Origin of the sequence: Streptomyces sp. NPDC006208, assembly GCF_040613775.1 — a bacterium.
Lineage (GTDB): Bacteria > Actinomycetota > Actinomycetes > Streptomycetales > Streptomycetaceae > Streptomyces.
The window spans coordinates 60,704-77,086 of the sequence record NZ_JBEXSW010000017.1; the positions used below are offsets into that span (position 1 = coordinate 60,704).

The 16,383-nt window shown below is 70.2% G+C and carries 18 protein-coding genes; 13 read left to right on the top strand and 5 right to left on the bottom strand.

All coding sequences use genetic code 11. From position 1 onward, the window contains the following. Positions 1 to 24 precede the first annotated feature (24 nt). Entirely contained in the window at positions 25 to 996 is a 972-nt protein-coding gene (gene nudC, locus ABZ208_RS16130; RefSeq protein ID WP_356910110.1) for an NAD(+) diphosphatase, read from the top strand. 115 nt (positions 997 to 1,111) lie between these two features. Here the strand turns inward: nudC and ABZ208_RS16135 are convergent, their stop codons facing one another. Further along, on the bottom strand, positions 1,112 to 1,369 hold the full coding sequence (locus ABZ208_RS16135) for a mycoredoxin (protein ID WP_328396759.1): 258 nt from the start codon (positions 1,367 to 1,369) through the stop codon (positions 1,112 to 1,114). Between the two features lie 155 nt (positions 1,370 to 1,524). Here ABZ208_RS16135 and ABZ208_RS16140 point away from each other — a divergent pair, with 155 nt between their 5' ends. The 5 genes from ABZ208_RS16140 to ABZ208_RS16160 all read left to right on the top strand — a co-directional run bounded on the left by ABZ208_RS16140 (position 1,525) and on the right by ABZ208_RS16160 (position 5,379). Further along, positions 1,525 to 3,699, top strand: coding sequence for an ATP-dependent DNA helicase UvrD2 (locus tag ABZ208_RS16140; RefSeq protein ID WP_356910111.1), 2,175 nt, complete (start codon positions 1,525 to 1,527; stop codon positions 3,697 to 3,699). Positions 3,700 to 3,862: 163 nt separating this feature from the next. Beyond that, a complete protein-coding gene (locus ABZ208_RS16145; RefSeq protein WP_356910112.1) occupies positions 3,863 to 4,186 on the top strand; it encodes a hypothetical protein in 324 nt (107 codons plus the stop codon). Positions 4,187 to 4,377: 191 nt separating this feature from the next. Further along, complete coding sequence (locus ABZ208_RS16150) at positions 4,378 to 4,746, top strand: WhiB family transcriptional regulator (protein ID WP_328396753.1); 369 nt, start codon at positions 4,378 to 4,380, stop codon at positions 4,744 to 4,746. Beyond that, positions 4,743 to 5,066, top strand: a complete 324-nt coding sequence (locus ABZ208_RS16155; protein ID WP_356910113.1) for a hypothetical protein — start codon at positions 4,743 to 4,745, stop codon at positions 5,064 to 5,066. The genes ABZ208_RS16150 and ABZ208_RS16155 overlap by 4 nt, the downstream gene beginning before the upstream one ends. 112 nt (positions 5,067 to 5,178) lie before the next feature. Beyond that, a complete protein-coding gene (locus ABZ208_RS16160; protein ID WP_356910114.1) occupies positions 5,179 to 5,379 on the top strand; it encodes a hypothetical protein in 201 nt (66 codons plus the stop codon). 42 nt (positions 5,380 to 5,421) lie between these two features. Here the strand turns inward: ABZ208_RS16160 and ABZ208_RS16165 are convergent, their stop codons facing one another. After that, the gene (locus ABZ208_RS16165; RefSeq protein WP_356910115.1) at positions 5,422 to 6,825 is read right to left on the bottom strand and encodes an AarF/ABC1/UbiB kinase family protein; all 1,404 of its coding nucleotides are present in this window, start codon (positions 6,823 to 6,825) and stop codon (positions 5,422 to 5,424) included. 47 nt (positions 6,826 to 6,872) lie between these two features. Continuing rightward, the gene (locus ABZ208_RS16170) at positions 6,873 to 8,027 is read right to left on the bottom strand and encodes a ThiF family adenylyltransferase (RefSeq protein ID WP_356910116.1); all 1,155 of its coding nucleotides are present in this window, start codon (positions 8,025 to 8,027) and stop codon (positions 6,873 to 6,875) included. 224 nt (positions 8,028 to 8,251) lie between these two features. Between ABZ208_RS16170 and ABZ208_RS16175 the strand changes: the two genes are divergently transcribed. The 4 genes from ABZ208_RS16175 to ABZ208_RS16190 all read left to right on the top strand — a co-directional run bounded on the left by ABZ208_RS16175 (position 8,252) and on the right by ABZ208_RS16190 (position 12,066). Next, positions 8,252 to 8,875, top strand: a complete 624-nt coding sequence (locus tag ABZ208_RS16175; protein WP_356910117.1) for a M48 family metallopeptidase — start codon at positions 8,252 to 8,254, stop codon at positions 8,873 to 8,875. 107 nt (positions 8,876 to 8,982) lie between these two features. Then, entirely contained in the window at positions 8,983 to 10,599 is a 1,617-nt protein-coding gene (locus ABZ208_RS16180; protein ID WP_356910118.1) for a TerD family protein, read from the top strand. 11 nt (positions 10,600 to 10,610) lie between these two features. Next, entirely contained in the window at positions 10,611 to 11,291 is a 681-nt protein-coding gene (locus ABZ208_RS16185) for an AIM24 family protein (protein WP_356910119.1), read from the top strand. Between the two features lie 19 nt (positions 11,292 to 11,310). After that, the gene (locus tag ABZ208_RS16190) at positions 11,311 to 12,066 is read left to right on the top strand and encodes an AIM24 family protein (protein WP_356910120.1); all 756 of its coding nucleotides are present in this window, start codon (positions 11,311 to 11,313) and stop codon (positions 12,064 to 12,066) included. A gap of 57 nt (positions 12,067 to 12,123) precedes the next feature. On the opposite strand, the gene ABZ208_RS16195 is transcribed toward ABZ208_RS16190, so the two are convergent. Both ABZ208_RS16195 and ABZ208_RS16200 read right to left on the bottom strand, forming a co-directional pair. Further along, positions 12,124 to 12,645 (bottom strand): NUDIX hydrolase, encoded by a 522-nt coding sequence (locus tag ABZ208_RS16195; protein ID WP_356910121.1) that lies wholly within the window; start codon positions 12,643 to 12,645, stop codon positions 12,124 to 12,126. Further along, positions 12,642 to 14,087 (bottom strand): zinc-dependent metalloprotease, encoded by a 1,446-nt coding sequence (locus ABZ208_RS16200; RefSeq protein WP_356910122.1) that lies wholly within the window; start codon positions 14,085 to 14,087, stop codon positions 12,642 to 12,644. The genes ABZ208_RS16195 and ABZ208_RS16200 overlap by 4 nt, the downstream gene beginning before the upstream one ends. A gap of 190 nt (positions 14,088 to 14,277) precedes the next feature. On the opposite strand from ABZ208_RS16200, the gene ABZ208_RS16205 reads away from it, so the two are divergent. The 3 genes from ABZ208_RS16205 to ABZ208_RS16215 all read left to right on the top strand — a co-directional run bounded on the left by ABZ208_RS16205 (position 14,278) and on the right by ABZ208_RS16215 (position 16,341). After that, entirely contained in the window at positions 14,278 to 15,390 is a 1,113-nt protein-coding gene (locus ABZ208_RS16205) for an SDR family oxidoreductase (protein ID WP_356910123.1), read from the top strand. Positions 15,391 to 15,562: 172 nt separating this feature from the next. Continuing rightward, on the top strand, positions 15,563 to 16,024 hold the full coding sequence (locus tag ABZ208_RS16210; protein ID WP_356910124.1) for a molybdenum cofactor biosynthesis protein MoaE: 462 nt from the start codon (positions 15,563 to 15,565) through the stop codon (positions 16,022 to 16,024). 140 nt (positions 16,025 to 16,164) lie between these two features. Continuing rightward, positions 16,165 to 16,341: a hypothetical protein gene (locus tag ABZ208_RS16215; RefSeq protein WP_328396727.1), complete on the top strand. Its 177-nt coding sequence runs from the start codon at positions 16,165 to 16,167 to the stop codon at positions 16,339 to 16,341. Positions 16,342 to 16,383 lie beyond the last annotated feature (42 nt).

The window sequence follows — 16,383 nt, forward strand, 5'->3', positions numbered from 1 at the left end:
CACCCGGGGGAGTTGGAAGAACACGTGAGCACCAACAGCTACGCCGACGGCCGTCCGATCGGTTTCACCGAGCCGGTCGGTCTCACCGCGCCGAGCGGTATCGACCGCGAGGCGCACAACCGCCTCGACGAGGCCTGGCTCGCGGCGGCGTGGAGCCACCCCACGACCCGGGTCTTCGTGGTCTCCGGCGGCCAGGCGCTGATCGACGACACCCCTGACGGCCGCACCGAACTGGTCATGACCCCGGCCTTCGAGGCCCCCGTCACCGAGACCCACCGCTACTTCCTCGGCACGGACGAGGACGGGGTGCGCTACTTCGCGCTCCAGAAGGACGCCCTGCCCGGCCGTATCGACCAGTCGGCGCGGCCGGCGGGTCTGCGCGAGGCGGGGCTGCTGCTGTCACCCCGCGACGCGGGACTGCTGGTGCACGCCGTTGCTCTGGAGAACTGGCAGCGGCTCCACCGCTTCTGCTCGCGCTGCGGAGAACGTACGGTCATCGCCGCCGCCGGCCACATCCGCCGCTGCCAGGCCTGCGGCGCCGAGCACTACCCGCGTACCGACCCCGCGGTGATCATGCTCATCACGGACCAGGAAGACCGCGCGCTGTTCGGCCGGCAGGTGCACTGGCCCGAAGGCCGCTTCTCCACGCTTGCCGGGTTCGTGGAACCCGGCGAGTCGATCGAACAGTCTGTGCGCCGGGAGGCTCGCGAGGAGGCCGGAATAGAGGTCGGCGAGGTCGAGTACATCGCCAGCCAGCCCTGGCCGTTCCCGTCCAGCCTGATGCTGGGCTTCTTCGCGCGCATCGCTCCCTCCACCTCGTCCGAGATCGTGGTGGACGGTGAGGAGATCGAGGAGGCGCGCTGGTTCTCCAGGGAGGACCTGCGGGCCGCGTTCGAGTCCGGGGAGGTGCTGCCGCCGTACGGGATCTCGATCGCCTCACGTCTCATCGAGCGCTGGTACGGCAAGCCGCTTCCCAAGCCCGGCAGCCTGGCATGACGCTCAGCAGACCGGCACAGGGCGCAGCGCCCGGAACATGACGCGGCCCCGGGACGAGCCCGGGGCCGTATGTCCGCGCGGCGACGGCAGTCGCACGCAGCGTCGACAGTCGTCGTCAGGCGCTGAGGGCCTGCTTCACCTGGGCGAGGCTCGGGTTCGTCATCACGACCTCCGCGCCGCCGCCTGCCGGCAGGATCTGTACGGTCGGCACCGTCTGGTTGCCGCCGTTGGCCCGCTCGACGAAGGCCGCCGACTCCGGGTCCTGCTCGATGTTGATCTCGTTGTACGAGATGCCTTCGCGGTCCAGCTGGCTCTTCAGCCGACGGCAGTATCCGCACCAGGTGGTGCTGTACATCGTCACAGTGCCCTGCATCGTCTCCTGCGCTCCTTCGTCTCGCGGGGTGTTCCAAGGGCAGAACGCGCGTGACCCGACCACCATTCCCGCATTGGCCCGCATAAGTAGGACCAATCCAGCACCCCTGTGGACAACGGCCGCATGCACCACTGCCGACCTGGCAGCATGGCGGGGTGACAGCAGCAACGCACTCCTCCCTTTTCCCGCAGGTCCCCGAGTCGGCGGACGCGGTGCTCGACGGGCTCGACCCGGAGCAGCGCGAGGTGGCGACCGCCCTGCACGGTCCGGTGTGCGTGCTGGCCGGAGCCGGCACGGGCAAGACGCGCGCGATCACGCACCGCATCGCGTACGGGGTGCGCGCCGGGATACTCCAGCCGGCCAGTGTGCTGGCCGTCACCTTCACCAACCGTGCCGCCGGGGAGATGAGAGGCCGGCTGCGCCAGCTCGGCGCGGGCGGGGTGCAGGCCCGCACCTTCCACTCCGCCGCCCTGCGCCAGCTGCAGTACTTCTGGCCCAAGGCGGTCGGCGGAGAGATGCCCCGGCTCCTCGAGCGGAAGATCCAGCTGGTGGCCGAGGCCGCCGCGCGCTGCCGTATCCGTCTCGACCGGAACGAGCTGCGGGATGTGACGAGCGAGATCGAGTGGGCCAAGGTCACCCAGACCGTGCCGGCCGACTACCCGGCGGAGGTCGCCAAGTCCCTGCGTGACGCACCGCGCGACCCGGCCGAGATCAGCCAGATCTATGCGATGTACGAGCAGCTCAAGCGCGACCGCTCGGCGATCGACTTCGAGGACGTGCTGCTGCTGACGGTCGGCGTCCTCCAGGACCGGCACGACATCGCCGACCAGGTCCGCCGCCAGTACCAGCACTTCGTCGTCGACGAGTACCAGGACGTCAGCCCGCTCCAGCAGCGGCTGCTCGATCTGTGGCTCGGTGACCGGGACAGCCTGTGCGTGGTCGGCGACGCCAGCCAGACCATCTACTCCTTCACCGGTGCCACCCCGGACCATCTGCTGAACTTCCGCACCCGTCACCCCGGCGCGACGGTGGTCAAGCTGGTCCGCGACTACCGCTCCACCCCCCAGGTCGTTCATCTGGCCAACGGGCTGCTGGGCCAGGCCACCGGCCGGGCAGCCGAGCACCGTCTGGAGCTGATCTCCCAGCGCGACCCCGGCCCTGAGCCCGCCTATGTCGAGTACGGGGACGAGCCGGCCGAGGCCGAGGGCACCGCCCGCCGGATCCGCGACCTCATCGCCGCGGGCGTCCCGGCCGGCGAGATCGCCGTGCTTTACCGCATCAACGCCCAGTCGGAGGTCTACGAGCAGGCGCTCGCCGACGCGGGTGTCCCGTACCAGCTGCGCGGCGCCGAGCGGTTCTTCGAGCGCCAGGAGGTCCGGGAGGCCGGGATCGCCCTGCGCGGCGCGGCCCGCGCCGGAGGCAACGACTCGCTGCTCGACGATGCAGAGGATCTGCCCTCCCAGGTCCGGGCGGTGCTGTCCACCAAGGGCTGGACGACCGAGCCACCCGCCGGATCGGGAGCGGTGCGTGACCGCTGGGAGTCGCTCGCCGCGCTCGTCCGCCTCGCCGAGGACTTCGCGCGGGCCAAGCCCGGGGCGACCCTCGCCGATCTGGTCGCCGAACTGGACGAGCGCGCTGCCGCACAGCATGCGCCCACCGTCCAGGGCGTCACGCTCGCCTCTCTCCACTCGGCCAAGGGCCTGGAGTGGGACGCCGTGTTCCTGGTCGGGCTCACCGAGGGCATGATGCCCATCACCTACGCCAAGACGGACGAGCAGGTCGAGGAGGAGCGCCGGCTGCTCTATGTGGGTGTCACGCGGGCCCGACTGCATCTCTCGCTGTCCTGGGCGCTGTCCCGCTCGCCGGGCGGCCGTGCCTCGCGCCGCCCCACCCGTTTCCTCAACGGCCTGCGGCCCGGCTCGGTCGCGCTCGGCAGCCGTGGGGCCGGAGGAGCGGGCGGGATCGAGCGTGGCAGCGGCAGCCGTCGCAAGCGGCGCGGCCCGGTGGTGTGCCGGGTGTGCGGCAAGACCCTGACCGACGCGGGCGAGATGAAGCTGATGCGCTGCGAGGACTGCCCGTCGGACATGGACGAGGCGCTGTACGAGCGCCTGCGTGCATGGCGCTCGGAGCAGGCGAAGGAGCTCGGCCAGCCCGCGTACTGCGTGTTCACCGACAAGACCCTGATGGCGATCGCGGAGGCCGTGCCGGGCAGCGAGGGCGACTTGGCCGGGATCTCCGGTGTCGGCGGCCGCAAGCTCGAGCGCTTCGGAGCCGATGTCCTGGCCATCTGTGCAGGTCAGGAGCTTGGCGAGGTTGATGAGAGCGACTGATACAAACTCGTCGAAAAAATAGTTTGCGCGGGCCCCAGCCCGCCCCATAGGTTCTTAACCACGAGAACAGGGCTTCTTCGAAGCGCTGTCCTCGTGCTGTACTTATCCGAATAGCGAGACCGGCCCCGGCCGGTCCCCGAGACGCCGAGAGGAGGCGATTCCAGTGATCAGCATCAAGACCAGCTTCGTCCGCACCGCCAAAATGACCGATCGCTCCGTCGTCTCCGCCTGCTCGCTCGGCTTCTCCGCTGCGTTCCAGGGCACCGGTATGTCCGGCATCTCCGCCGTGCTTCCCGTGTCCGGCCTGGGCGGCCTCTCCCTCCTGGAGCGCAATGAGCGACCGGCCAAGGCACTGGAAGCAGGAGTAGCAGCGGCAGAGGCTCAGGCCTATGCCTTTGCGGCGGCCAGTGCCGAAACCCAGCAGACGACGATGCACCACACGAAGTGGGCCTTCCGCGGGCTCGAACCCTGGAGTGATCCAGCCTGATCCAGCATCAGGCCGGCGCCTTCAGGGCCGCGGAACCCCACCCGGGATCCGCGGCCCTTCTGTTTTCCCCACCAGGGATCACAGAGCGAAGGGGCCTCGGGATACGCACCACCCGGTACCAGCCCCCCGGCACCGTCGGGGGACCCGCAACCGGCCACCAGCCGGCACGACCAGACGAGGAACAACACACCGTGCAACTCGAAGCGCACGCCCCGTCCGTACCGCCTTCCGAGACTCTCTCCCCGCCCGCCTGCACCGAGGACTCCACCTTGACTCCCCTCACCGCGCTCACCGCGCTCGACGACGCCATCGAGAACCTCGGCGTACCCGTCCCCTGCCGCTCCTACGACCCGGAGGTCTTCTTCGCCGAGTCGCCGGCCGATGTCGAGTACGCCAAGTCCCTGTGCCGCACCTGCCCGCTGATGGAAGCCTGCCTCGCCGGCGCGAAGGAGCGGCGTGAGCCTTGGGGCGTCTGGGGCGGAGAGCTGTTCGTCCAGGGCGTGGTCGTCGCCCGCAAGCGGCCGCGTGGCCGCCCGCGCAAGAACCCGGTCGCGGCATGACCGCCATCGGAACCATCGACCGACCCGTCACGCACGATCCCCAGAAGCAGGCCCCGATGACCTCTTCCACGAGCGAGCCCAACGGCTCCGCCGCCCCAGCCTTCACCACCATCGGCGCGAACACCTCGCGTCAGAACAGGACCCGCGAAATGCAACTCATCCCAGAAGCCCTGGCTCGCGCGCATATGAGCGAGCGCTTGCGTGAAGCCAACGCGGAACGCCAGGCCCAGCGCCTGGTCGCCGCCCGGCGGATGCAGCGCCGCGCCGAGCGCGTGTCCCTGCGCGCCCGTCGCGCCCTTGCCATGGCCGTCATGCACTGACGGCATGGGTGACCCCGCGGGGGCCGGTCCTTAACGGACCGGCCCCCGCAGTGCGTTGGGTCGGCGGTGCGTTGCACCTGCGCCCGGTCCGATGCGGAGGTATCGTCACGAGGTGGACGAGCAGAAGACTCCGCGCCCTGCACAGCCGGGTGCCGAGACCATCGTGTGTTCCCGCTGCGGCGCCGTCGCCGAGTGGACCCCGCCCACCTGGACCTTCTCCATGGAGAACGGCGTTCGCCACCACTACTGCGAGGACTGCGCCCGCGCCAACCTCCGGGCGATCGAGGGACGCCTGGACTCGGACTGGTGGTAGCGCCGCCCGCCAGGTCCCAGGGACTGGTACCGAAAAGGGTCCCTAGGCTTCGACGGCCGCGCTCCCGGCTTCCGCAGCGCCCGCGTCCGCATCTTCCGTCCCTGGCCGGGCCGACTCGTGCGGGGGCAGGAATCCGGGCAGCCACGCGTCCAGTTCGTCCCGAAGCCGCACGGTGGCGTTCATCTGGCACAGCACCCCGATCGTGCTCAGCGTCACCCGGTGTATCAGCAGATACGCGGGCGGCAGGTTCAGCTGCTTGCCCAACTGATAGGCGGGGGAGCGGATGTCGGCGATCCGTGCAGCCTGATGGCGCATCCATCGACGGGTGAAGGTGAACTCCTCCACCTCCGCCGGTTCGATGATCGGCAGCAGATAGCCGAGCACCGCCTCCGGGTCGAGGTCGATGGACTCTTTCACGAAACCCGCCTCGCACAGCAGTTCGTAGACTGCCTCGGCCTCGCCCTCCAGCGTCATCCGCAGGCATGCGCCGATGGTCGTCGGCAGCCCGCCGGGCAGCCGGTCCACCGTGCCGAAGTCCAGTACTCCCAGCCGCCAGCCCTCGCCGTGCTCGCCGGGAAGGAGCCGGAAGTTCCCGGGATGCGGATCGGCGTGCAACAGCCCTGTGCGAGCCGGGCCGGAGAAGAGGAACCGGGCGAGCAACTGGCCTGCCCGGTCCCGCTGTTCGGCCGTGCCCCCGGCGATCACCTCCGCCAGCGGTATGCCGTCGATCCACTCCGTCACCAGCACCTGGTCGCACTGGTGCACCACACCCGGAACCACCACATCGGGATCGTCCGCGAACTCCGCAGCGTGCTCCCGCTGGGCCTGCGCCTCCAGTCCGTAGTCCAGCTCCTCGGACACCCGGTCACGGAGCTCCGCGATCAACGGCTTGATGTCCATCCCGGGAATCAACGGCCCCAGCAGCCGTGCGAACCGGCTCAGCTGGGTCAGGTCCGACAGCAGTGCCTCCCCCGCACCCGGGTACTGCACCTTCACCGCGACCTCGCGTCCGTCGTGCCACACCGCCCTGTGCACCTGGCCGATGGACGCGGCGGCCGACGGCTTGTCCTCGAAATTGAGGAACAGCTCACGCCACCCGTCGCCGAGCCGCTCGTCGAGCACGGCATGGACCGTGCGGGTGGGCATCGGGGGTGCGGCTTCCTGCAACTTGGTGAGCGCCGCGCGATAGGGACCGGCGACCTCCTCGGGGAGTGCCGACTCGAAGACGGACAGGGCCTGTCCGAACTTCATCGCGCCGCCCTTGAGCTCACCCAGTACACGGAACAGCTGCTCCGCCGTGCGCTGTTGCAGCTCCCGCGCGACGATCTCCGCGGACTTGCCGCCGATCCGCTTGCCCAGGCCCCATGTCGCGCGCCCGGCGAAACCCAGTGGCAGTGCGGCCAGCTTGGCGGTCCGGGTGACCGCCTTCCGGGGAAGATCAGACATACGCCCCTCCAAATCCCAGACAGCCGTGCCGCATGTGCCCTGTGGCGTTACACCGTTGACGGCGATGGCCCGGCCATTGTCTCGTGTGTCGGACCGAACCCCAGGGTGCGCCCCCTCTCACTTTTCCTCTCCGCGCTGCAGGGACAGTCGAGATGGGGCGGTACGGACTCGGACCGCCAGCGCAGCAACGGAAGCGACACCTCGCACCGGGCTCCCACGCTCGCCGGCAGCTCACCGTCCAGAAACGACAGCGCATGCGCCGACGCCAGGCCCGCCACGGTGGTGGCCAGGGCGACATCGCAGGCCGGCGGCGCCGCCCTGCGCCGTCCCGAGCGCCACTGGGCCAGCAGCCTGGCCCGCCCCGGGTCCCGTTCCGCCCTGCCCCGTTCCAGACATTCGGCACAGGCGGAGCAGCCGGGCAGCACCAGCGGGCCGACCACACCGGTCGCCTCGACAACCCCCGCATACAGATGCGGAGTCCCGGTCGCGATCCAGTCCTCAGCGCCCGCCGGATCCGGCGCATACGCGGACAGCCCGTCCCGTGGCGCGACGACGATCAGCGACAGACCCGGCTCGCCCGTGCCCGCCTCGGCGGCGCGCGGAGGGCGGTCGGGTGCGGTGCGCCGCACGAGCTGCCGGGCAGCCACCGCCCGCCGTTCACCGACGGCTTCCCCGGGCAGCCCGCCCGGAGCGACGTCACCAGGCTCCGCACATCCGCCGTCCAGTACCTCGACCCGGCCCACCCCCGCCGCCGACAACGTCGCCGCGACCGTGGCACCGACACGACCCGCGCCACGCACCTGAACCCGTATCGCCCGCCGGGCGACAAGCCGTCCCATCCCGCCGCCCGGCTCGGGATGGATCACGGACAGTGACGCCAGATCGGGCCGAAGCCGTTCGAGCGCGCCGGCCCGGGTGCGTAAGGCATCGGCGGCAGGCCCCCCGGCCGTCGCGTCGTCGACCAGGCCCGCTGTCGCCAATCGCGCCACCAGTGCGTCGACTTGGCCATCCGGCAGCCCTATCGTCCGCGCCTGCTCACGCAGGAGGGGAAGGCCACGGGTGCCGTCCAGCAACTCGATCAGGGAGCCGGTGGCCGTGTCCACCGGACCCACCGTCACCGCGTGCGCGGGCGTGACCCCGAACTGCACTGATTGACGATCTCGCCATGCTCGCCGCAGGGCAGGCTTCATCATCGGATGCATATCCGCTTCCCCCGTCGATATCGGAACGTCGGACCCGCGAGACCGGTACGCCGCCCGGCACTTCGCTCAACCTGAGTCAGAATGCCCGGCGGCTTCGACGGGTGTGAAAAGTTGTCCACAGGCGTGGGGTATTAGTCGTTCAAATGGTGGAGCCATGGAGCGGATCACGTTCGAACCGTTCCCGAGGCGGGACTTCCGGCCCTGACAGCGGGTAACGTCGGGGCGTGCCCGTCGACCCTTCCCCTCGCCTCGCTGGGGAGACTCCGCCGCACGGCCCAGGGAGTCAGCAGCGCAGCGCGACACGCCACCCGCCACGCGGATCGGGGACGAGTGCGGTCGAGGTCCGCAGGAGCGCCCGGCGCAGCCGGACCGTCTCCGCCTACCGCGAGGGCGACCGCACCATCGTGCTGATTCCCGCCCGGATGTCGGAGGCGGAGGAGCGCCGCTGGGTCAGCGTGATGCTGGACAAGCTGGCTGCCCAGGAGAGCAAGCGGGTCATCGGCGACGCCGAACTGACAGAGCGGGCGGAGCGGTTGTCCGCCCAGTATTTCGACGGGCGGGCCCGGCCGACGTCCGTGCGCTGGGTGACGAACCAGAACACCCGCTGGGGCTCCTGCACCCCGGCGGAAGGCAGCATCCGCCTCTCGCACCGTCTGCAGGGCATGCCGGAGTACGTCGTCGACTACGTGCTCGTCCATGAACTCGCCCATCTGCTGGTACCCGGCCACGGCCCGCGCTTCTGGCGGCTGCTGGAGGCCTACCCCCGTACCGAGAGGGCCCGGGGCTACCTGGAAGGCGTCGTCTCCGCCGGCCGTCTCCCGCACCTGCCTGCAGCACGCGGAGAGTGACGGTCCACGGTCCTGTACCGAATGTGTACCGGCTTGGCTCAATGTCGGCCTCAGCCGTTAGCCTGGCGCGACGCATTCAAATTCGGGATGGGGGACGGTCGTAACGCATGGCCAGGGAATTTCAACGCGGCCACAAGGCCAAGATCAGTGATCTCACGCCGGGGACGGATCTGTACGTAGGTGTGCAGATCGCCGCTCCTGGGCTGACCTTCGACATCAGCTGCTTCGGACTCGATGCGAACGAGCAGCTCTCGGACGACCGGTACTTCATCTTCTTCAATCAGCCGAAGTCGCCGGAGGAGTCGATTCAGCTTCTGGGCGCACAGTCCGGTGACACCGAGTCGTTCCGCGTCACACTGGATCGCATCCCGGCGAACATCCACAAGCTCTCCTTCACCGCGACGATCGACGGCGCGGGACAGATGTCGCAGGTCGGCCCGGGATACATCCGGATCGTCGCCGGTGGCGAAGAGGTCGTCCGGTACGCCTTCACCGGCTCGGAGTTCTCCACCGAGCGTGCGGTGATGCTGGGCGACTTCTATCTCAAGGACGTCTGGCGGTTCGCGGCGGTCGGCCAGGGCTTCGACGGCGGACTCGACGCACTGCTGAAGAACTTCGGCGGCGAGGTCGCCGAGGAGCAGCCGGGCGCGCAGCAACCGCAGGCCGCGGCACCCTCGTTCGCGCCGCCGCAGGCCGCCGCGCCCGCCCCGGCGTTCGGCGCACCGGCCCCCGCCCCGCAGTCGCCCCAGGCAGCGCAGCCCGCGCCCGCCTTCGGCGCCCCGGGCCCGGCGCCCGCGCAGCCGAACCCGCAGATGCACGCCGCTCCGACCGTCGCCGCGCCGCTGCCGCCGGGCACCGTGCCGCCGCCGGCGCCTTCCCCGTACGGGCAGCCGCCGCAACAGCCGCAGTTCGGCCAGGTTCCGGGACAGGTGCCCGGGCAGGTCCCGCCGGGCATGCCGTCGCCGTACGGCCAGCAGGCCCCCGCGCCGTACGGTCAGCAGCCCCCCGGCATGCCCCCGGGCGGCATGCCGCAGGGCGTTCCCCAGGGAGTCCCGCAGGCAGGTGCCGGTCTGCAGGCCGCGCTCCAGCCGTACCGCGAGACCCCGACGGGCCAGCGCTGGACACCGCAGAACCAGCAGTTGATGCGGGTCGACCTGACCATGGGCGGTACCCCCGTCCTCGCCCGTCAGGGCAGCATGGTCATGTACCAGGGCAAGGTCGATTTCAGCTACAAGAGCGCCGGTTTCGCGGGCCGTATCGTCGGCAATGCCACCGGCCAGGAGATGCAGCTGATGCGCTGCACCGGCCGTGGCCAGGTGTTCCTCGCGGAGGACGGCGCGCATCTGCACTCCATCGAGCTGCAGGGCGACGGCATCTGTGTCTCTGCCGAGAACGTCCTCGCCTTCGACGAGTCGCTGCAGCACGAGGTCCGTCGCATCGAGGGCCACGGCATCCCCGGCGGCGCCCTGTTCACGATGATGTTCCAGGGCACGGGCACGATCGTCGTCAAGACCCACGGCATCCCCGTGGTCCTGCCGGTCACGCCCACCACGTTCGCCGACTGCAACGCGGTCGTGGCCTGGTCGGCGGCGTCCCAGGTCATCCTCTCCAGCCAGGTCCGGCTGCGGCGCAATGCCTACCCGGGCCACAGCGGGGAGACCGTGAACCTCCAGTTCCGGGGCGCGCCCGGCAACTTCATCGTCGTCCAGCCGTACGAGGTCTGAGGGAGCCCGACATGAACCAGCAACTCGCGGGCTTCGCCCCGACCCCGATCGCGGCCCGGATGGAGAACCACGGCCGCACCATGCTCAAGGTCGCCATGGCCACCGGCCAGGACCTGTACGCGCGTGCCGGCTCTATGGTGGCCTACGAGGGATTCGTCCAGTACGAGCCCAACCCGCCCGCCGTCCGCCAGGTCGCCGCCCAGTGGGTGACCGGCGAAGGCGCGCCCATCATGAAGTGCTCCGGTGACGGCCTGCTCTACCTCGCCGACTACGGTGCGGACGTCGTCGTCATCAATCTCAACAACGACTCCCTCTCGGTCAACGGAACCAATCTGCTGGCCTTCGACGCCCACCTCCAGTGGGGCGTCGAAAAGGTCAAGGGCCTGGCCAAGTTCGCCGGACAGGGCCTGTGGAACGTGGAGATCGCGGGCACAGGATGGGTTGCCCTGACCTCCCGCGGCACGCCGATCGTCGTGGACTGCGGCCGCGGCGAGGACGAGACGTACGTCGACCCGGACGCCCTCGTCGCCTGGTCCCCGAACCTCAAGGTGAAGGGAAAGCGCAGCTTCAAGGCCTCGTCCCTGATCGGGCGGGGCAGTGGAGAGGCCTACCAGATGGCCTTCTCGGGCCAGGGCATCGTCGTCGTACAGCCGAGCGAGGACAGCACCGACCGCCTGCGGATCCGGGGCTGAGGGGGAGCGGGAACACACCATGCAGAGTTCGCTTTTCAGCAACACGGAGCAGCAGTCCCAGGACCGCTACGTCGTGCAGAACCCGCAGTTGCTGCGGGTCTCGCTCACCGGCCACGACGACATCCTCGCCCGCAAGGGCGCCATGGTGGCGTATCAGGGGCTGGTCGACTTCGACGGCGAGTACCAGACCAGCAGCCAGCGACGGGCCCGCGCCAACACCGGTGAGGGCCTGGACCTGATGCGCTGCTCGGGACAGGGCACCGTCTACTTCGCCAACCTCGCGCAGTACGTCCATGTCGTGGACGTGGACCAGGAGGGCATGACGGTCGACAGCGCCTATGTCCTCGCGCTCGACTCCGCGCTGCACACCGAAGTCATCGCGGTGGACAGCCAGTACGGCATCTCCGGATCCGGCAAGTACCAGCTCAACATCTCCGGCCGGGGCAAGGTCGCGCTGATGACCTCCGGCCAGCCGCTGATGATGCAGGTGACACCGGACAAGTACGTCAGCGTGGACGCCGACGCGATCGTCGCCTGGTCGTCCGCACTGCGGGTGCAGATGCAGTCCCAGACCCACTCGACTGGCGTGCGCCGCCGACGCGGCAACACCGGTGAGGGCTGGGAGCTCAGCTTCCTCGGTCAGGGCTTCGCGCTCGTGCAGCCCAGCGAGGTCATGCCGCCGCAGAACGCGGACCTCGGACAGGGGCTGCGTGCGCAGTACGGCGTGGGCCAGCACGGTTCGCACTCCCAGAACCAGAACAACGCCTGGAACTAGCCGAACCTCATGAGAAGGGGCGGCCGCTGAAGCGGTCGCCCCTTACTCGTTCATGTCTCACAGCGCCGCGCGCGTGCGCTCAAGCAGCCTCACGACCGACGCATCGGCCACGTCCGGCACCTCGTCGTACGCGAACCAGCGCAGGTCCAGTGACTCCTCGCTGATCTCGGCGACGGCTCCGGCCGGCGCCACCGCCGCGTACTGCACATCGAGATGCCACGTGCAGGGCGCGGGAATCGGGTGCCGGTCCAAGGCCACCGGACCACCCGGCAACAGCGTCAGACCGCTGATACCGGACTCCTCCGTGGCCTCGCGCAGCGCGGCCAGCGCGAGCGTCTCGTCCCCCGGCTCGCAGTGGCCGCCCATCTGCAGCCACATGCCGAGCTTCCGGTGCAGGGTCAGCAGCACCCGCCCCCGGTCCGGGTCGATCACCAGGGCGCTGGCCGTGAGATGCCCGGCCCGGCAGGCCTTCCACATGGCGTCGGGGTGCGCGGCCAGGTGGTCCAGATACACCTGCCGCAGCTCTTCCTGGTGCTCGTAGCCCTTCAGTACGAGCAGGGCGTCGTCATGCAGGCTCACTTCTCGTTGTCGCCCTTGTCGCCGGTGCCGCGCTCTTCCGCGGTGCCCTTGCCGCCCTTGCCGTCCTCGTCGCCCTTGGAAGCGGCCTCACCGAGCATCTTGTCCAGCTCGGAGAAGTCGAGCTGCTCGCGGTGGACGAAGCCGTCCGGATCGTCCAGATCCGTGGCCGTGGGCAGCATGTCCGGGTGCTCCCACAGAGCGTCACGCCCGTCCATCCCGCGGGCGTCGGTGAGCGAGGCCCACAGCCGAGAGGCGTCCCGCAGCCTGCGCGGACGCAGCTGCAGACCGATCAGAGTCGCGAACGTCTGCTCGGCGGGGCCGCCCGATGCCCGGCGCCTGCGCAGCGTCTCGCGCAGCGCCGCGGCGGACGTCAGACGGCTCGACGCCGCCTCGTGCACCACGGCGTCCACCCAGCCTTCGACGAGGGCCAGCGCGGTCTCCAGCCGGGCCAGCGCGGCCTTCTGCTCCGGGGTGTCCTCCGGTTGGAACATGCCCTGCTGCAGCGCCTCCTGCAGCTGCTCGGGGTGCGTCGGGTCGAACTGGCCGACCACATCCTCCAGCTTGGTCGTGTCGACCTTGATCCCGCGCGCATAGCCCTCGACCGCACCGAACAGATGCGATCGCAGCCACGGCACATGGGCGAAGAGCCGCTGGTGGGCGGCCTCGCGCAGGGCGAGATAGAGCCGCACCTCCTCCTTCGGCACCCCGAGGTCCTTGCCGAGCGCTTCGATGTTCAGCGGAAGGAGAGCGGCCTTGCCGGCCGGGCCCAGCGGCAGGCCGATGTCGGTCGAACCGACCACCTCGCCCGCGAGCACACCGACCGCCTGTCCGATCTGCTGACCGAACATCGCTCCGCCCATGGAGCGCATCATCCCGATCAGCGGACCCGCCATGGCCTGCATCTCCTCGGGCAGCACATCACCCATGGCGAGGCCGACACGCTCGGCCACCGGGTCCACGAGCTGCTGCCACGCCGGGAGGGTCGCCTCGACCCACTCCGCGCGGCTCCATGCCACGGCCGTGCTCGCGCCCGACGGGAGCGAGGTCGCTCCGTCCAGCCACAGATCGGCCAGCCGCACGGCCTCCTCGACCGCGGTCCGGTCGACCGGACCGACGCTCACGTCCTTGGTGCCGTCCGGCGTGCCCTGGGAGACCGTCTGGCGCGCGATCTGCTTGGCCATGTCCCAGTTGACCGGGCCGCCCTCATAGCTCAGCATCTGGCCGAGCTGCTGGAAGGCCGCGCCCAGGTCGTTCGGGTTCAGGGAGCCGAACATGGCCGCGAAGGGGTTGTCCCCGCCGCTGTCCCCGAAACCGAAACCGAACGGATCGGCCGGGGACCCACCGGAGCCCTGGCCACCTCCGGCGGGATTCTTCTTCTTGCCCTCGTCGCCGTGCTCCGGCTCCTCCGGCGGAAGGCCGAATCCGAATGGGGTGTCACTCACGGGTTTCCTCGGCTCGTAGGGCCACCGGCGTCCTGCCGGCGGCGACTGCCTGACAACACTCTCAGCGTAGACATCCGGGACGCTTATGGGCTCGGTGCTCCGCCGAGGCGCGGCCTGCGGCAGGATGGACGCCACCTGGTGCGTAGACGTCATGCGCCTACGTACTGAAGACAACCGCTGGAGACGCCTGGTGAGTTCCCCAGATCCGCAGGTTCGCGCAGCGCGAAACCACTCAGCCGCTGCCGCCGGCCGTGGCCCCGTCGTGGCGGTCACCGGTGCCGCCACGGGCGTCGGCGACCTGCTCACGAGGCGTCTTGCCGCGTCCGAGGAGGTCAAGCAGGTCATCGCGATCGACGAGCGCCGGGGTGAGGTGTCCGAGGCGCAGTGGCACATTCTCGACGTACGGGACCCGGCCATCGCGGAGAAGCTGCGCGGCGCTGATGTGGTGGTGCATCTCGCGCTCGACCTCGACCTCGAGTCCGATCCCGCCGCGCGGACCGCCTACAACGTGCGGGGCACCCAGACGGTGCTGACCGCGGCGGCTGCCGCCGGGGTCCACCGGGTCGTCCTGTGCACGTCGGCCATGGTCTACGGGGCGCTTCCCGACAACGACATCCCGCTCTCGGAGGACGCCGAGCTGCGCGCCACCGCGGAGGCCACCGGTGTCGGCGACCTGCTGGAGGTCGAACGCCTGGCCCGCCGCGCGCCCCGTGCGCACCCGGGTCTGAACGTCACGGTGGTAAGGCCCGCCGTGCTGGTGGGCGGCACCGACACCGCTCTCACCCGGTACTTCGAGTCGCCGCGGCTGCTCGTGGTCGCGGGATCACGTCCCACCTGGCAGTTCTGCCATGTCGAGGACCTTGTGAGCGCCCTGGAGTACGCCGCTCTGGAAAAGGTCGAGGGCGAGCTCGCGGTCGGCTGCGACGGCTGGCTGGAGCAGGAGGAGATCGAGGAGCTCAGCGGTATCCGCCGCATGGAGCTGCCGTCGGCGGTCGCCCTGGGGGCGGCGGCAAGGCTGCACCGGATCGGACTCACCCCGTCCCCGGCCGGAGACCTCGCGTACACGATGCATCCCTGGGTGGTCAGCGTCAGCCGGCTGCACGACGCGGGCTGGCGGCCGCAGTGGACCAACGAGGAGGTACTCGCCGCGCTGCTCGAGGAGGTCGAGGGCCGGCACACGGTCGCAGGCCGCCGTCTGGGCCGCAAGGACGCCACTGCCGCGGGCGCCGCCGGCGCGACGGTCGCGCTTCTGGGCACCGCAGCGCTGGTGCGGCGTGCCCGCAAGGCGCGGCGCCGACTGTAGGGCCTGCCCGCCGGACCGGTTCCTCAGGGTCGGTCCGGCCCCGGGGTAGGCGCCCGGGGCGACGTGGCCGTCGGCGTGCGGGCCGGGACTGTAGAAGGCTCCAAGCCGACAGGCCGCCGGCCGGTCGATGGGGCTATTTCGCGTCGTCGGGGGCGTGCGGCACGATGGCTGCATGGCACGCACCAACGATCATCCCGGTGAGCAGGCGGCGCAGGACCCCATCCGTCTGCTGGCGATCCGCGAGACCCCGCTCTCCCTCGACGAGGTGTTCGCGGCTGTCGGTGACGACGCCGCGGGCGGCACCGCGCTCTTCGTCGGCACCGTGCGCAACCACGACGGAGGTGCCGATGTCGACGCCCTCGGCTATTCGTGCCATCCGACGGCCGAGACCGAGATGCGCCGTATTGCGGAGAAGGTTGCCGCGGAGTACCCGGTCCGGGCTCTCGCCGCTGTCCACCGTGTGGGTGACCTGCGGGTCGGTGACCTGGCCGTTGTCGTCGCCGTGTCCTGTCCGCACCGGGGGGAGGCCTTCGAGGCCTGCCGGAAGCTGATCGACGACCTCAAGCACGAGGTGCCGATCTGGAAGCACCAGAAGTTCTCGGACGGTACCGAGGAGTGGGTGGGGGCCTGCTGACACGCGGGTACTGAGCGCAACCCGGACGGCCCCATCCGCCCCGATTTGCGTAACCACACCCCTGCCATGAGCGTTGAATCCGCGGGTGGCTAATCTGCTGATCACTCGGGCGGGTTGCTCATGAACGTAGGGAGGTCGCGATGGCAGTTCTGGCATGGTTGCTGATTCCGCTCTTCGCCGTCATAGGCGCTGCGATATGGGCGAGCTGGGCCTCGCGCAACCGCAGTGCCGGGGACGTGGCGGAGCTTGCCGGTTATGCCCGTTTCCGTGACGCGATGGAGAAGGCTGCCCCCGGTTCCGACGCACTCCATCACTGACGCCGACCGCACGCCGGCGTCACCGCCTTCCGCAGCCCCCGT

Coding starts and splice junctions, on each gene's coding strand:
- ABZ208_RS16135 (WP_328396759.1), bottom strand. CDS start 1,369: ATGCAGGGCACTGTGACGATGTACAGCACCACCTGGTGCGGATACTGC.
- ABZ208_RS16155 (WP_356910113.1), top strand. CDS start 4,743: ATGACCGCCATCGGAACCATCGACCGACCCGTCACGCACGATCCCCAG.
- ABZ208_RS16165 (WP_356910115.1), bottom strand. CDS start 6,825: ATGTCTGATCTTCCCCGGAAGGCGGTCACCCGGACCGCCAAGCTGGCC.
- ABZ208_RS16170 (WP_356910116.1), bottom strand. CDS start 8,027: ATGCATCCGATGATGAAGCCTGCCCTGCGGCGAGCATGGCGAGATCGT.
- ABZ208_RS16180 (WP_356910118.1), top strand. CDS start 8,983: ATGGCCAGGGAATTTCAACGCGGCCACAAGGCCAAGATCAGTGATCTC.
- ABZ208_RS16185 (WP_356910119.1), top strand. CDS start 10,611: ATGAACCAGCAACTCGCGGGCTTCGCCCCGACCCCGATCGCGGCCCGG.
- ABZ208_RS16190 (WP_356910120.1), top strand. CDS start 11,311: ATGCAGAGTTCGCTTTTCAGCAACACGGAGCAGCAGTCCCAGGACCGC.
- ABZ208_RS16210 (WP_356910124.1), top strand. CDS start 15,563: ATGGCACGCACCAACGATCATCCCGGTGAGCAGGCGGCGCAGGACCCC.
- ABZ208_RS16215 (WP_328396727.1), top strand. CDS start 16,165: ATGGCAGTTCTGGCATGGTTGCTGATTCCGCTCTTCGCCGTCATAGGC.